This window comes from Pseudomonas sp. NY15181 (assembly GCF_048068055.1).
Lineage (GTDB): Bacteria > Pseudomonadota > Gammaproteobacteria > Pseudomonadales > Pseudomonadaceae > Pseudomonas.
In genome coordinates, this window is sequence record NZ_JBLUPT010000003.1 from 291,235 (window position 1) to 304,961 (window position 13,727).

A 13,727-nucleotide genomic window follows, 5' to 3' on the forward strand; every position below is an offset into this window, starting at 1 on the left:
AGGCATGGGAGTGCGGCTCCGTATTTTGATGGGACTGGTCGCCGGCCTGCTCCTGGCCGGTTGTTCGGCGGACTATGGTACCGATCAGCACGGACAGAAAGTAACCGCTGCGAGCATGGATGGCCAGTGGCTAGTTATTAATTATTGGGCCGAATGGTGCGCACCGTGCCGCAAGGAGATTCCCGAGCTGAACCGGCTCGCGGAGCAGGGCAAGGCGCAGGGCTTCCGAGTGCTGGGCGTGAACTTCGACGGATTGCGCGACGCCGACCTGGAGAAGGCCGCGCAGGCGCTGGGAGTGCAGTACACCGTGCTGGCCGATGACCCCGCGCCGCACTACAGTCTGCCGCGCAGCGAGGCGCTGCCTGTAACCTATATCGTCGACCCTGAGGGCAAGTTGCGCGAGCAGTTGCTCGGCGAGCAGACCGCTGCCGGCCTGCAGGCGCGCCTGACCGAGCTGCAAGAGGAGAAGCACTGATGGCCAGAATCTGTCTGCACGGTTATGTGAGCGGCAAGGTGCAGGGCGTGTATTTCCGCCAGAGTACGCAGGAGCAGGCCGAGAGCCTGGACGTCGATGGCTGGGCGCGCAATCTGGACGATGGTCGGGTGGAGGTGCTGCTCGAAGGCGAGGAGGGCGCCGTGCGCGAACTGGAGAAGTGGCTGGCCCGTGGGCCGGTCAAGGCCAAGGTGACGGCGGTGGAGCTGGAGCCGATGACACCCCAGGGCATCGCCGGCTTCATCGTGCGCCGCTGAGAGCCTGTTTACGATCAGCTGCGCGTCGGCATAACTGCGTTAAAAACAGGTTCGGACTGCTCATTTACAGCTCGTAAACTCCGCGTCCTCGCCCGTTTTTGCCTTGTTCTGCTCTAGCTCGCGCGATCGTAAACAGGCTCTGAATCAGTTGCTCGCTGCGCCCGGATCGGCAGCCAGGCGGCCGGCATCGGTCATCAGGCTGTGGAGAAATTCCTTCTGCAGCTCCGGATCATTGCGGGTCAGCTCGATCAGGCTCTGTTCCAGCTCGCTGGCTTCCTCTTCCATGCCCAGTTCGGACAGGCGCTTCACCCGGTGCACCCAGTGGTGCACATCATCCGCTTCGAGGTCGTCGTAGATCAGCCGGTGGGCTTCCTGCAGCTTGCCGCGCAGTGAACGGCTGACCTGCAGGCTGGCATCGGCGCGGGTGTCGTCCGAAGGGTCCTGAACGCTGAACTGCAGGCGACCGATGCGGCTGACTTCCTCGTCGCTGAAGGGGCCTTCGAGCAGGTTCAGGCGCAGTACGCCGTGGCGGTCGGTGAGCAGTTCCTGGGAGTTCTTGCCGGCGGTGATGGTCACCGGACGCTCCGACCAGGGCAGGCTCGAATACTCCGTGCGCTTGTCGCGCTGCTTCTCTTCGATGTTTGCCAGGTTCTGCTCGGCGCGGCCGTTGGACTGCATGTTCATGAACGGATTCATGCCGTCGATGCCGTAGCGGATCCAGCCTCGGGTGACGCTTTCGGGCAGGTTGCCCAGGGCGAACACGTTGACCACGTTGGCGCCGATACCGCCAACGAAGGCCACGACGCCCAGCGGCATTTCGTAGACCTTGCGCCAGCCCTGGTAGGGCGTATAGCGGTCGTAGCGCCGGGTGACCTCGAACTCGGTGACTTCGAAGGTCTTCTGTTCCTGCACGCGAATGCGTCGCTGCGGCAGTTCCAGGGTGCCCGGCGTGCCTACGTCGATCTGCAGGCTGTGGTCGAGCAGTTTGCGCTCGACGCGTTCTTCGTGCTCGCTGCGTTGCGACAGCTGGTTGGCGCAGCCGCTCAGCAGGAGGCTGCCGCCGAGGGCGGCAACCACGAGGCTGGAGGTACTTCGGGGGAACATCGCTCTGCTCAGTTACGGATCTTGGCCGTGATGAAGGCTTGCAGGTCGGACAGGGCGACAGGCTGCGACTCGGCGTCGCGACGGCCCTTGTATTCCAGGGCGCCATCATCCAGGCCGCGCTCGCTGACCACGATGCGGTGCGGGATGCCGATCAGCTCCATGTCGGCGAACTTCACGCCGGGGCTGGTCTTCTTGTCGCGGTCGTCCAGCAGTACTTCGAAGCCTGCAGCGGTGAGGTCGGCGTACAGCTTGTCGGCCGCGGCACGCACTGCTTCGTTCTCGTACTTCATCGGCACGATGGCGATCTGGAAGGGCGCCAGGGCGGCCGGCCAGAGGATGCCGCGGTCGTCGTAGTTCTGCTCGATGGCGGCAGCGACCACACGGGATACGCCGATGCCGTAGCAGCCCATGATCAGGGTGACCGGCTTGCCGCTCTCGCCCAGTACGGAAAGCTTCATGGCTTCGCTGTACTTGGTGCCGAGCTGGAAGATGTGGCCGACTTCGATGCCGCGGCGGATCACCAGGGTGCCCCGGCCGTCCGGGCTCGGGTCGCCGGCGACGACGTTACGCAGGTCGGCGACTTCCGGTACCGGCAGGTCGCGTTCCCAGTTCACGCCGAAGTAGTGCTTGTCGTCGACGTTGGCGCCGGCGACGAAGTCGCTCATCAGGGCCACGGAGCGGTCGACGATGCAGGGCAGCGGCAGGTTCAGCGGGCCGAGGGAGCCGGGCGCAGCGCCGATGGCGGCCTGGATGTCCTTCTCGCTGGCCATCTGCAGGGGGCTGGCCACCAGCGGGTGGTTGCCGGCCTTGATCTCGTTGAGTTCGTGGTCGCCACGGACGACCAGTGCGATCAGCTTGCCTTCCTCGGCGGCGTGCACCACCAGGGTCTTGATGGTCTTCTCGATCGGCGCACCGAACTTTTCCACCAGGTCGGCGATGGTCTTGGTATCGGGGGTGTCGACCAGGCGCAGTTCCTCGGTGGCGGCGCCGCGAGCGGTTTCGCGCGGCAGCGCCTCGGCCTTCTCGATGTTGGCTGCGTAGTCGGAGCTGTCGCTGAAGACGATGTCGTCTTCGCCGGAGTTGGCCAGTACGTGGAATTCGTGGGAGCCGCTGCCGCCGATGGAGCCGTTGTCGGCCTGCACCGGACGGAACTCCAGGCCCAGGCGGGTGAAGATCTTGCAGTAGGCGTCGTACATGACGTCGTAGGTCTGCTGCAGCGAGTCCTGGCTGGCGTGGAAGGAGTAGGCGTCCTTCATGATGAACTCGCGGCCGCGCATCAGGCCGAAGCGCGGACGGATCTCGTCACGGAACTTGGTCTGGATCTGGTACATGTTGATCGGCAGCTGCTTGTAGCTGTTCAGCTCGTTGCGCGCCAGATCGGTAATGACTTCCTCGTGGGTCGGACCGACGCAGAATTCGCGGTCATGACGGTCCTTCAGGCGCAGCAGCTCGGGGCCGTACTGCTGCCAGCGGCCCGATTCCTGCCACAGTTCGGCGGGCTGAACGGCGGGCATCAGCACTTCCAGGGCGCCGGCGGCGTTCATTTCCTCGCGAACGATGGCTTCGGCCTTGCGCAGCACCCGCAGACCCATTGGCAGCCAGGTGTACAGACCGGACGCCAGCTTGCGGATCATGCCGGCGCGCAGCAGCAGCTGGTGGCTGATGACGACCGCATCGGAGGGGGTTTCTTTCAGGGTGGAAAGCAGATACTGGCTGGTACGCATCTTTGGCCGTTATGTCGGTTGCGAAGAGGGATATAGGCTGGGCATTGTACGGTGCAGGTCTGGCTGCGTACAGGGCGTGGCGGGCAGAGAGGGAGGCGCAAGGTGAGTCGACTGAATGCGGCGCAGGTGCAGGCGTTCATCCGGGCTGGGTTGCCCATGGCGGATGAGATGGATTTTCGCGTCGACGCGCTGGAAGGGCGTAGTGCGTTCGCGCGTATTCCTTTTCACGGCAAGCTGGTTCGCCCGGGTGGAACGGTGTCCGGGCCGACCATCATGGCGCTGGCGGATGCGGCGATGTATGCAGTGATTCTGGCCCAGCTGGATAACGTCGAGATGGCCGTTACTTCCAACCTCAATATCAATTTTCTCAGCAAGCCGAAGCCGGAAGATCTTCTGGCGGAGGCGAAGATATTAAAGCTGGGGCGCCGTCAAGTGGTGTGCGAGGTGTCTGTCTATTCCGTGAGCAATCAGGAGGAATTGGTTGCCCATGTAACCGGCACCTATGTATTGCCGATGTAACGAGTTCGTTCGAAGTTGTTTGCAAGTTGCAAGAAAAAGCCCGGCCGAAGCCGGGCTTTTCATTACCTGCAGTTCGCTCTGTATTACAGAACGGACAGCGGGTAGTCGACGATCAGACGGAACTCGTCGATATCGCCTTCGGCCTGGTCGGTGTTGGCGCGGTGCCAGGACTGGCGGACGCGGAAGGACAGGTCCTTCGCCGGGCCTTCCTGAACTACGTACTTGGCCTCGACGTTGGTCTCGTGGTGCTTGCCGTCTGCGCCATAGCCATAGTTGGCGTAGGGGCTGTTCGGATCGATCTTGGTGCCGTCGATGTCGTCACCGTGCACGTAACGGGTCATGAAGGTCAGGCCGGGTACGCCGTACTCTTTCATGTTCAGGTCGTAGCGAGCCTGCCAGGATTTTTCACCCGGACCGTTGAAGTCGGAGTACTGGATGGAGTTGGCGAGGAAGATCGAGTCGCCGCCTGCGTTGTTGTCACCGATGCCGATGTAGTCGAACGGAGTGTTGCCGTTCACTTTCTGGAAGGCCAGGGTCAGGGTGTGCGCGCGCAGGAAGGAGTAGGCGGCGGCCAGCGAGTAGGTGTTGTTGCTGATGTCACCCAGCTTGGCGGAGCCCGACTCGCGGGTGTTGTAGTAGTTGACGTCAAAGCCCAGGGACTGGTCTTCGGCGATCGGCAGGGTGTAGTTCAGGTTGACGTAGTACTGGTCCCACAGGTCTTCAACCTGGGCGCCGTACAGTTGTGCACTGAACTGATCGTTGAAAGCGTACTTGCCGCCGATGAAGTCAGCGGAGTTGGCGGTAACGCCACCGTATTGCGACCAGATCTCGCCGTCACGGTTGGTGGTGTCCTGGCCGGTACCGGAGTAGTAGTGGCCGCCTTCGAGGTCCAGACCTTCGATTTCGCTGCTCATCAGCGCGATGCCGCTGGCGGTTTGCGGCAGCAGGCGGGTGCCGCCTACGGCGAATACCGGAGCGGTCGGCTGCATGTCACCGGCTTTCAGCTCGGTCTTGGAGATGCGGACCTTGACGGCACCGCCGGCTTTGCCGAAGTCGTCGGCCTTCTCGCCGTTGTCGTGAACCGGCAGGTTGCCGGTAGCGCCGTAGCCGCTGCCACCGTCGAGCTTCAGACCCAGGTAGCCGAAGGCGTCAACGCCGAAGCCTACAACGCCCTGAGTGAAGCCGGAGTTGTAGTTGGCCCAGAAACCTTGAGTCCAGTCACGGGAGTCACGGGCGCCATCTTTCTTGTTGCGATTGAAGTAGTAGTTGCGAACCAGGAAGTTCAGGCTGCTGTCTTCGACAAAGCCTTTTGCATCAGCCTGGTTGCCTACGAAGGGTTCGGCCATTGCCAGTTGCGTGGTGCCTGCAGATACCGCCAGGGCGATGGCGCTCCACTTCATCACTTTCATTGTGATTGCTCCTTTGGTTTTGAAATTATCTGCCATCACAGTGCCGCGGTGACGGCTCATTCTTTTTGTCGGCGCTAACTTATAGCACGCGTGTTGTCTTGGCGATAGTTGCTCAAATAATCACGCGAAAACTTTACTGGGCTGTCGCAAACCTGCATGAAGCGTGTCGCATTCAGGCAGATTCGATGTTGCAAAAAGAGATTGCTCCCCCGGATTGCAGCAAGTTGCGGATTGCGTCAGCCATGGTGGTTCGTTCTCCATTGACCACTTTCGGGTTCCCTTCGCCGTGCTGCCTTCGGGCCGGGCACGGCGGCGATGTCCTTGCCCCTTGTCCTTCAGCTAGCAACAAGCGTGCACAAGTGCTGCGTTGTTGCTGCGCGTCGTCGGGCTTGCGGCGCGATGACGCATTTCACGGCTTCCGTGGCGGATTTGCAATAAAGAGCATGCGGCAGCGTCGTTTTCAGAATTGTGTCGTGTTCGTTGGTTTGACGATTTTTCGATGCTTTTCAGAGCACTTGGCTGTGGATTCGCTTCCCGCGGCCTGTTGTCGGAATCTGTCGTGTTCGCGCGCTGCACAGTCCCGGGGCCTGCCGGTTGGAGGTTTGCCCAGGTGAGGTGCATCGTGCGGGCGTATTCGCTGACGGGGCGCTCTAGTATCCTTCGCGCCCTTCGGCCCCGGGTGGGGCTAGTCTTATCAATGCGTTCGTCGAACAGGAGATGTGGTTATGTTCGCCCTGGATTCCCGCCTGAAGCAGGACACCGTCCCGGTGGGGGATTTTCCATTGAGCAGTCTGCTGCTGATGAATGACTCGCAGTATCCGTGGTTCATCCTGGTGCCCCGGCGCGAGGATGTCAGCGAGCTGTTCCAGCTCGATCCCGATGATCAGCAGCAGCTCTGGCGGGAAGCCACGCAACTGGCGGAAACCCTCAAGGACACCTTTTGCGCCGACAAGATGAACGTTGCCAATCTGGGCAATGTCGTCAGTCAGTTGCATGTCCATGTGATCGTGCGCCGTCGCAGCGATGCGGCCTGGCCGGGGCCTGTCTGGGGTCGCCATCCGGCGGTGCCTTACAGTGCCGAGGAGCTCGCCCGCCTGCGTGAGAAGTTGCGCATGGTGCTGGGTGATGAGTTCCGTTTTGCGCAGGAGTGAGTGATGGAGCTGGAAGATCGGGTTGCCGACCTGGAGAGCCGACTGGCGTTTCAGGATGATGCATTGCAGACCCTGAGTGATGTGGTCTACGAGCAGGAGCGGGTGATCGAGCGTCTGCGTCTGCAGATGCAGGCGCTGATCAAGCGTCTCGAGGATCTGCAGGGGCAGGTGGGTGTCGCCGATGACGAGGCGCCGCCACCGCATTACTGAGTCCGGAAGGCCAATAAAAAAGCCCGCCAATCGGCGGGCTTTTTTATTGGGGTGCTCAGCGGCGGTTGGGCAGGGCGGCGATCACGTCCTCGGCCTGCAGTCCCTTGTCGCGCTGGACGACGGAAAACTCCACACGCTGGCCTTCGATCAGGATGCGGTGGCCCTCGCCGCGGATGGCGCGGAAGTGCACGAAGATGTCTTCCCCGGTGTCGCGGGAGATGAAGCCGAAGCCTTTGGAGGTGTTGAACCACTTCACGGTACCGGTTTCGCGGTTTTCGTCGCTGATCGGCGCGGTGGTCGGGGTGTTGCCTTTGTTCAGGCTGGCGGCCCATTGCAGGGCGACGGCGGCGGCCAGGCTCAGCAGCGGCAGCAGGATGGCCGGCTGCTCGCCGATGAAGGGCAGCGGTGCGAGCAGGATCAGCACTTGCAGAACGACGGCCAGCACCACCAGGGCGGTCGACAGGCTTTGCAGTGCCGCGGGCTGCTTGATGCCGCTGCCGGGGGCGAGCAGCAGGCTGGTCAGGCCGAGCAGGGCGAGATAGATGGCATCGCTTTGTTGCAGGTAGGGCAGGGTATCGTTGCGCAAACTGGGAACGAACGACAGCACGAGTGCTGCGACGCCCGTCAGGAGATGGACGACTTTCAACATGGCTACAGATTCACCTTGAGCGGGTAACGAAGAAGCAGCCGTCCCTTGATGCGACGCCAGATAAGGAAATGAAAGCGTGCCGGACGGCCTATGCGTGAAGCGCACGGCGGTTATTTAACAGCAAACCACTTGCCTCCACAAATCAACCGCTTAGGTCATTCGTAGGGGGGCGGAAAAGCCCGCCTGCGGGCGGGCTCCTTCTATCTATTAAGGAAGGGTCAGTCGGCGAGGAGGCTGCGGAGCATCCAGGCGGTCTTTTCATGCACCTGCATGCGCTGGGTGAGCAGGTCGGCGGTGGGTTCGTCGCTGACCTTGTCCAGCAAGGGGAAAAGACTTCGGGCGGTGCGGACCACCGCTTCCTGCCCCTGTACCAGGAGGCGGATCATCTCCCGGGCCTCCGGAATGCCTTCCTCCTCCTTGATCGAGGATAGGCGGGTGTAGGCGGCATAGGTGCCGGGGGCGGGGAAGCCCAGTGCGCGAATGCGCTCGGCGATGCTGTCCACCGCCAGTGCCAGTTCGGTGTATTGCCCTTCGAACATCAGGTGCAGGGTGTTGAACATCGGTCCGGTGACGTTCCAGTGGAAGTTGTGGGTCTTCAGATACAGGGTGTAGGTGTCGGCCAGTAGTCGGGAAAGGCCCTCGGCAATGGCGGCACGATCCTGTTCGGCGATTCCGATGTTGATTTCCATGGCGACCTCCTTGGGTGCGGCGTGTCTGTCGATTCGGTATGTGGAGGTCAGGCTAGCATCGGCGGTTTTGTGAGGCTCTTGGCTTGTGTCAAGGCAATCGATAGGGTTCCTCTATTGTTCTTCCTGGCGGCGAAGCGTGCGCCAGCGAGCAGGGGGGCGGCTGCAAGCCTTGGTTTTTTCAGGCTATAATCCCGCCTTTGCCGCGGGATGCGGGCCCGTGGCGCTGTCTCAGCCAAGGTGTCCGATGCCGATTTACGAATACCAGTGCCAATCCTGTGCACATCAGCTGGAAGCGATTCAGAAGTTCAGCGATGCGCCGTTGGTCGATTGTCCGGCCTGCAAGGCTCCCGAATTGAAGAAGATGTTGTCGGCGCCAGGCTTCCGCCTGGGCGGCGGCGGTTGGTACGAGACCGACTTCAAGACCGGGGCGAAGAAAAACCTGGCCTCCAACGATACTCCTGCGGCCTGTCCGGCCACCGGTTGCGGTGGTGGCGGCTGCTCCGCCAGCGAATGAGCGGTTCCCTAGAATTCAAGACTTTCGAGAAGCGAAACACACCATGATGCGCAGCCACTATTGCGGCCAATTGAACGAGAGCCTGGACGGTCAGGTAGTCACTCTTTGCGGTTGGGTACACCGCCGCCGCGACCACGGCGGGGTGATCTTCCTCGACGTGCGTGATCGTGAAGGTCTGGCCCAGGTGGTGTTCGACCCGGATCGCGTCGAGACCTTCGCCAAGGCCGACCGCGTGCGCAGCGAGTACGTGGTGAAGATCACCGGCAAGGTGCGCCTGCGTCCCGAAGGCGCGCGCAACGCCAACATGGCTTCCGGCGCCATCGAAGTGCTGGGCCATGAGCTGGAAGTCCTGAACCAGGCCGAGACTCCGCCGTTCCCGCTGGACGAATACTCCGACGTGGGCGAGGAAACCCGCCTGCGCTACCGCTTCATCGACCTGCGTCGCCCGGAGATGGCCGCCAAGCTGAAGCTGCGCGCGCGCATCACCAGCAGCATCCGCCGCTACCTGGACGAGAACGGCTTCCTTGATGTGGAAACCCCGATCCTCGGTCGTCCGACCCCGGAAGGCGCGCGTGACTACCTGGTGCCGAGCCGTACCTACCCGGGCCACTTCTTCGCCCTGCCGCAGTCGCCCCAGCTGTTCAAGCAGCTGCTGATGGTGGCCGGCTTCGACCGTTACTACCAGATCGCCAAGTGCTTCCGTGACGAAGACCTGCGTGCCGACCGCCAGCCGGAATTCACCCAGATCGACATCGAGACCAGCTTCCTGGAAGAAAGCGACATCATCGAGATCACCGAGAAGATGGTTCGCCAGCTGTTCAAGGAAGTGCTGAACGTCGAGTTCGACGAATTCCCGCACATGCCCTTCGAAGAAGCCATGCGCCGCTTCGGTTCGGACAAGCCGGACCTGCGCATCCCGCTGGAACTGGTCGACGTCGCCGATCAGTTGAAGGAAGTAGAGTTCAAGGTCTTCTCCGGCCCGGCCAACGATGCCAAGGGCCGCGTTGCCGCCCTGCGCGTACCGGGCGCAGCCTCCATGCCGCGTAGCCAGATTGACGACTACACCAAGTTCGTCGGTATCTACGGTGCCAAGGGCCTGGCCTACATCAAGGTCAACGAGCGCGCCAAGGGCGTGGAAGGCCTGCAGTCTCCGATCGTCAAGTTCATCCCGGAAGCCAACCTGAACGTGATCCTCGATCGCGTCGGTGCGGTCGATGGCGACATCGTGTTCTTCGGCGCCGACAAGGCCAAGATCGTCTGCGACGCCCTGGGCGCGCTGCGTATCAAGGTCGGCCATGACCTCAAGCTGCTCACCAAGGAGTGGGCGCCGATGTGGGTCGTGGACTTCCCGATGTTCGAAGAGAACGACGACGGCAGCTTGACTTCCCTGCACCACCCGTTCACCGCGCCCAAGTGCACCCCGGAAGAGCTGGAGGCCAACCCGGCCGACAAGCTGTCCCGTGCCTACGACATGGTGCTCAACGGCACCGAACTGGGTGGCGGCTCCATCCGTATCCACGACAAGGCCATGCAGCAGGCGGTATTCCGCGTGCTGGGCATCGACGATGCGGAGCAGGAAGAGAAGTTCGGCTTCCTCCTCGACGCCCTCAAGTACGGCGCACCGCCGCACGGTGGCCTGGCCTTCGGCCTGGACCGTCTGGTGATGCTGATGACCGGCGCTGCCTCGATCCGCGAAGTGATCGCCTTCCCGAAAACCCAGAGCGCGGGCGATGTCATGACCCAGGCGCCGGGCACCGTGGATGGCAAGGCACTGCGCGAGCTGCACATTCGTCTGCGCGAGCAGCAGAAGGCTGCCGAGTAAGTCGATTCAAATTGCAGCGGCGCCCGCACACCGGGCGCCGCTTGCCGAAACAAGTGATACGGAGTGAGTTATGGCGGGTCATTCTAAATGGGCCAACATCAAACACCGCAAGGAACGTCAGGACGCCAAGAAGGGCAAGATCTTCACCAAGCTCATTCGTGAGCTGACCGTCGCCGCCAAGCAGGGCGGCGGGGTGCCGGCGGACAATCCGCGTTTGCGCCTGGCCGTGGACAAGGCGCTGACCGCCAACATGACCCGCGACACCATCGACCGCGCTATCCAGCGCGGCGTGGGTTCCAGCGAAGCGGACAACATGGCCGAGCTGACCTACGAAGGTTACGCGCCCAGCGGCGTGGCGATCATCGTCGAGGCCATGACCGACAACCGCAACCGCACCGCGGCCGAAGTGCGCCATGCCTTCAGCAAGTGCGGCGGCAACCTGGGCACCGACGGTTCCGTTGCCTACATGTTCGAGCGCAAGGGCCAGATCAGCTACGCGCCGGGCGTGAACGAAGAAGCCCTGATGGATGCCGCGCTGGAAGCCGGTGCCGACGACGTGGTGGTCAACGACGACGGCTCCATCGACGTGTTCACCAGCTTCGCCGACTTCATCTCGGTCAACGAAGCGCTGACCGAAGCCGGCTTCAAGGGCGAGGAAGCGGAGGTCACCATGATTCCGTCGACCACCGCGACCCTGGATCTGGAAACCGCGCAGAAGGTCCTCAAGCTGATCGACATGCTCGAAGACCTGGACGACGTGCAGAACGTCTACTCCAACGCGGATATCCCGGATGAGGTGATGGCCCAGCTGGGCTGATCCCTCCGCCGGCGATGCTCTAAAGCCGGAAGCGGGAGTGGTCGTGAGTGGCGCCTCCCGCTTCCGGTTTTTGTCATTTGAAGTGCGCGTTACGGACAAGGTTTGATCGGACGGACATGACCCTGATTCTCGGCATCGACCCAGGCTCACGGATTACCGGCTTCGGCGTGGTGCGCGATACCGGCCGCGGCTGCGAATACGTGGCCTCGGGCTGCATCCGCACCGGCAACGGCGAGCTGTTCGAGCGCCTGCAAATCGTCTTCCGTGGCGTGCGCGAGGTCATCCAGACGTACAAACCGACCATGATGGGCATCGAGCAGGTGTTCATGGCGCGCAACGCCGACTCCGCGTTGAAGCTGGGGCAGGCGCGTGGCGCGGCCATCGTGGCGGCGGCGGAAGAGGGGCTGCAGATCGCCGAGTACACCGCCAGCCAGGTCAAGCAGGCCATTGCCGGCACCGGTGGCGCGGACAAGCAGCAGGTGCAGATGATGGTGATGCACCTGCTCAAGCTTACGCAGAAGCCGCAGATCGACGCCTCCGACGCCCTGGCCATCGCCCTGTGCCACGCGCATACCCGGCAGAGCCTTGTACCGCATGGGCTGGTAGGTGCGCGTCGACGTGGCGGCCGCCTGCGCCTGTGATCCCGAATCTAGCAATTAAGGACGCTTACCTGTGATTGGACGCCTGCGTGGCAATCTGGCGGAAAAACAGCCGCCGCACCTGATCGTCGATGTGAATGGAGTGGGCTACGAACTCGAAGTGCCGATGACCACGCTCTATCGTCTGCCCAGCATCGGCGAGCCGGTGACCCTGCATACGCACCTGGTGGTGCGCGAGGACGCCCATCTGCTCTATGGCTTCGCCGAGAAGCGTGAGCGCGAGCTGTTCCGCGAACTGATCCGCCTCAACGGGGTGGGGCCGAAACTTGCCCTTGCACTGATGTCGGGCCTGGAAGTCGACGAACTGGTACGCTGCGTCCAGGCGCAGGACACTTCCACCCTGGTGAAGATCCCGGGGGTGGGCAAGAAGACTGCCGAGCGCCTGTTGGTCGAACTCAAGGATCGTTTCAAGGCCTGGGAAAATATTCCGTCGATCGCGCCGCTGGTGGTGGAACCCAGGCTGGTCGCCGCAGTCTCAAGCGCCGAATCCGATGCAGTCAGTGCCCTGATCGCCCTGGGCTTCAAGCCCCAGGAGGCGAGCCGCGCTGTAGCCGCCGTGCAGGAAGAAGGCTTGTCCAGCGAAGAACTCATCCGCCGTTCCCTCAAGGGCATGGTCTAGGTAGACACTGATGATCGAAGCCGATCGCCTGATTTCCTCAGCTTCCAGTCGCGACCGCGAAGAGCAGTTCGACCGCGCCATCCGCCCGCTCAAGCTGGCGGACTACGTCGGCCAGCCGGTGGTGCGCGAGCAGATGGAGCTGTTCATCCAGGCGGCCCGTGGGCGCCAGGAGGCCCTCGATCACACGCTGATCTTCGGCCCGCCCGGCCTGGGCAAGACCACTCTGGCGAACATCATCGCCCAGGAAATGGGTGTTTCGATCAAGAGCACGTCCGGCCCGGTGCTGGAGCGCCCTGGCGACCTGGCGGCGATTCTCACCAACCTCGAACCCAACGATGTGCTGTTCGTGGACGAGATCCATCGCCTGTCGCCCATCGTCGAAGAAGTGCTGTATCCGGCCATGGAAGACTTCCAGCTGGACATCATGATCGGCGAAGGCCCGGCGGCGCGCTCCATCAAGCTCGACCTGCCGCCCTTCACCCTGGTGGGGGCGACGACTCGCGCCGGCATGCTGACCAATCCGCTGCGCGACCGCTTCGGTATCGTCCAGCGCCTTGAGTTCTACGGTGTGGACGACCTGTCCAGCATCGTCGCCCGCTCGGCGGGCATCCTGGGCCTTGAGATCGAGCCGGCGGGCGCCTACGAGATCGCCCGACGCGCACGCGGCACGCCGCGAATCGCCAACCGCCTGCTGCGCCGCGTGCGGGACTTCGCCGAGGTGCGCGGTACCGGGCACATCAGCAGCGACATCGCCGACAAGGCGCTGAACCTGCTGGACGTTGACGAGCGCGGCTTCGATCATCAGGATCGCCGCCTGCTGCTGACCATGATCGACAAGTTCGACGGCGGGCCGGTGGGTATCGACAACCTGGCGGCGGCCATCAGCGAAGAAAGACACACGATTGAAGACGTGCTGGAGCCCTATCTGATCCAGCAAGGCTATATCATGCGCACTCCCCGGGGACGTGTAGTGACCCGGCATGCGTACCTGCATTTCGGCCTGAACGTGCCGAAGCGGATGGGGGAGGGGGCGACACCGGATCTGTTTGCCCCTGAAGATGGTAATTAATTGCATTTGCGGGCGATTGCCG

General features: G+C 62.6%; 16 protein-coding genes and 1 pseudogene. 11 read left to right on the forward strand and 6 right to left on the reverse strand.

What is annotated here, in order from left to right; all coding sequences use genetic code 11:
• The first annotated feature begins 4 nt into the window (after positions 1-4).
• On the forward strand, positions 5-475 hold the full coding sequence (locus ACNFBT_RS09965) for a TlpA disulfide reductase family protein (protein ID WP_416748840.1): 471 nt from the start codon (positions 5-7) through the stop codon (positions 473-475).
• A complete protein-coding gene (locus ACNFBT_RS09970; protein ID WP_416748842.1) occupies positions 475-750 on the forward strand; it encodes an acylphosphatase in 276 nt (91 codons plus the stop codon). The genes ACNFBT_RS09965 and ACNFBT_RS09970 overlap by 1 nt, the downstream gene beginning before the upstream one ends.
• Positions 751-894: 144 nt before the next feature.
• Here ACNFBT_RS09970 and ACNFBT_RS09975 read toward each other — a convergent pair whose 3' ends face one another.
• On the reverse strand, positions 895-1,854 hold the full coding sequence (locus ACNFBT_RS09975; RefSeq protein WP_416748843.1) for a hypothetical protein: 960 nt from the start codon (positions 1,852-1,854) through the stop codon (positions 895-897).
• A gap of 8 nt (positions 1,855-1,862) precedes the next feature.
• Complete coding sequence (locus ACNFBT_RS09980) at positions 1,863-3,578, reverse strand: proline--tRNA ligase (RefSeq protein ID WP_416748845.1); 1,716 nt, start codon at positions 3,576-3,578, stop codon at positions 1,863-1,865.
• A 111-nt stretch (positions 3,579-3,689) separates the two neighbouring features.
• Here ACNFBT_RS09980 and ACNFBT_RS09985 point away from each other — a divergent pair, with 111 nt between their 5' ends.
• On the forward strand, positions 3,690-4,097 hold the full coding sequence (locus tag ACNFBT_RS09985; protein ID WP_416749451.1) for a PaaI family thioesterase: 408 nt from the start codon (positions 3,690-3,692) through the stop codon (positions 4,095-4,097).
• Between the two features lie 83 nt (positions 4,098-4,180).
• Here ACNFBT_RS09985 and ACNFBT_RS09990 read toward each other — a convergent pair whose 3' ends face one another.
• Positions 4,181-5,506: an OprD family porin gene (locus ACNFBT_RS09990; RefSeq protein WP_416748847.1), complete on the reverse strand. Its 1,326-nt coding sequence runs from the start codon at positions 5,504-5,506 to the stop codon at positions 4,181-4,183.
• Between the two features lie 725 nt (positions 5,507-6,231).
• On the opposite strand from ACNFBT_RS09990, the gene ACNFBT_RS09995 reads away from it, so the two are divergent.
• Together ACNFBT_RS09995 and ACNFBT_RS10000 are read left to right on the forward strand one after the other, a co-directional pair.
• The gene (locus tag ACNFBT_RS09995) at positions 6,232-6,657 is read left to right on the forward strand and encodes an HIT family protein (RefSeq protein ID WP_416748849.1); all 426 of its coding nucleotides are present in this window, start codon (positions 6,232-6,234) and stop codon (positions 6,655-6,657) included.
• A 3-nt stretch (positions 6,658-6,660) separates the two neighbouring features.
• A complete protein-coding gene (locus ACNFBT_RS10000) occupies positions 6,661-6,867 on the forward strand; it encodes a SlyX family protein (RefSeq protein ID WP_275610768.1) in 207 nt (68 codons plus the stop codon).
• A gap of 55 nt (positions 6,868-6,922) precedes the next feature.
• Here the strand turns inward: ACNFBT_RS10000 and ACNFBT_RS10005 are convergent, their stop codons facing one another.
• From ACNFBT_RS10005 to ACNFBT_RS10015, 3 genes and pseudogenes are all read right to left on the reverse strand, one after another.
• Complete coding sequence (locus tag ACNFBT_RS10005; protein WP_243806129.1) at positions 6,923-7,153, reverse strand: cold-shock protein; 231 nt, start codon at positions 7,151-7,153, stop codon at positions 6,923-6,925.
• Between the two features lie 99 nt (positions 7,154-7,252).
• Positions 7,253-7,516 (reverse strand): annotated as a pseudogene (locus tag ACNFBT_RS10010) (cold shock domain-containing protein membrane protein); the annotation flags it as partial.
• A gap of 218 nt (positions 7,517-7,734) precedes the next feature.
• Positions 7,735-8,205, reverse strand: a complete 471-nt coding sequence (locus ACNFBT_RS10015) for a Dps family protein (protein ID WP_416748852.1) — start codon at positions 8,203-8,205, stop codon at positions 7,735-7,737.
• Between the two features lie 244 nt (positions 8,206-8,449).
• On the opposite strand from ACNFBT_RS10015, the gene ACNFBT_RS10020 reads away from it, so the two are divergent.
• The 6 genes from ACNFBT_RS10020 (at position 8,450) to ruvB (ending at position 13,705) form a co-directional block, all read left to right on the forward strand.
• Entirely contained in the window at positions 8,450-8,719 is a 270-nt protein-coding gene (locus ACNFBT_RS10020) for an FmdB family zinc ribbon protein (RefSeq protein ID WP_416748854.1), read from the forward strand.
• Positions 8,720-8,762: 43 nt separating this feature from the next.
• A complete protein-coding gene (aspS, locus tag ACNFBT_RS10025; RefSeq protein WP_416748856.1) occupies positions 8,763-10,541 on the forward strand; it encodes an aspartate--tRNA ligase in 1,779 nt (592 codons plus the stop codon).
• A 70-nt stretch (positions 10,542-10,611) separates the two neighbouring features.
• Positions 10,612-11,358 carry a YebC/PmpR family DNA-binding transcriptional regulator gene (locus ACNFBT_RS10030; RefSeq protein ID WP_416748858.1) on the forward strand — a complete coding sequence of 249 codons (747 nt, stop codon included), beginning with the start codon at positions 10,612-10,614 and terminating at the stop codon, positions 11,356-11,358.
• Positions 11,359-11,474: 116 nt separating this feature from the next.
• The gene (gene ruvC / locus ACNFBT_RS10035; protein ID WP_416748860.1) at positions 11,475-11,999 is read left to right on the forward strand and encodes a crossover junction endodeoxyribonuclease RuvC; all 525 of its coding nucleotides are present in this window, start codon (positions 11,475-11,477) and stop codon (positions 11,997-11,999) included.
• Between the two features lie 31 nt (positions 12,000-12,030).
• Positions 12,031-12,636, forward strand: a complete 606-nt coding sequence (ruvA, locus tag ACNFBT_RS10040; protein WP_416748862.1) for a Holliday junction branch migration protein RuvA — start codon at positions 12,031-12,033, stop codon at positions 12,634-12,636.
• 10 nt (positions 12,637-12,646) lie between these two features.
• Entirely contained in the window at positions 12,647-13,705 is a 1,059-nt protein-coding gene (ruvB, locus tag ACNFBT_RS10045; RefSeq protein WP_207885030.1) for a Holliday junction branch migration DNA helicase RuvB, read from the forward strand.
• Positions 13,706-13,727: the final 22 nt, after the last annotated feature.

Bases quoted from the DNA above. Each gene is read 5' to 3' on its own strand.
- ACNFBT_RS09965 (WP_416748840.1), top strand. From the start codon at position 5: ATGGGAGTGCGGCTCCGTATTTTGATGGGACTGGTCGCCGGCCTGCTC.
- ACNFBT_RS09970 (WP_416748842.1), top strand. From the start codon at position 475: ATGGCCAGAATCTGTCTGCACGGTTATGTGAGCGGCAAGGTGCAGGGC.
- ACNFBT_RS09975 (WP_416748843.1), bottom strand. From the start codon at position 1,854: ATGTTCCCCCGAAGTACCTCCAGCCTCGTGGTTGCCGCCCTCGGCGGC.
- ACNFBT_RS09980 (WP_416748845.1), bottom strand. From the start codon at position 3,578: ATGCGTACCAGCCAGTATCTGCTTTCCACCCTGAAAGAAACCCCCTCC.
- ACNFBT_RS09990 (WP_416748847.1), bottom strand. From the start codon at position 5,506: ATGAAAGTGATGAAGTGGAGCGCCATCGCCCTGGCGGTATCTGCAGGC.
- ACNFBT_RS09995 (WP_416748849.1), top strand. From the start codon at position 6,232: ATGTTCGCCCTGGATTCCCGCCTGAAGCAGGACACCGTCCCGGTGGGG.
- ACNFBT_RS10000 (WP_275610768.1), top strand. From the start codon at position 6,661: ATGGAGCTGGAAGATCGGGTTGCCGACCTGGAGAGCCGACTGGCGTTT.
- ACNFBT_RS10015 (WP_416748852.1), bottom strand. From the start codon at position 8,205: ATGGAAATCAACATCGGAATCGCCGAACAGGATCGTGCCGCCATTGCC.
- ACNFBT_RS10020 (WP_416748854.1), top strand. From the start codon at position 8,450: ATGCCGATTTACGAATACCAGTGCCAATCCTGTGCACATCAGCTGGAA.
- aspS (WP_416748856.1), top strand. From the start codon at position 8,763: ATGATGCGCAGCCACTATTGCGGCCAATTGAACGAGAGCCTGGACGGT.
- ACNFBT_RS10030 (WP_416748858.1), top strand. From the start codon at position 10,612: ATGGCGGGTCATTCTAAATGGGCCAACATCAAACACCGCAAGGAACGT.
- ruvC (WP_416748860.1), top strand. From the start codon at position 11,475: ATGACCCTGATTCTCGGCATCGACCCAGGCTCACGGATTACCGGCTTC.
- ruvB (WP_207885030.1), top strand. From the start codon at position 12,647: ATGATCGAAGCCGATCGCCTGATTTCCTCAGCTTCCAGTCGCGACCGC.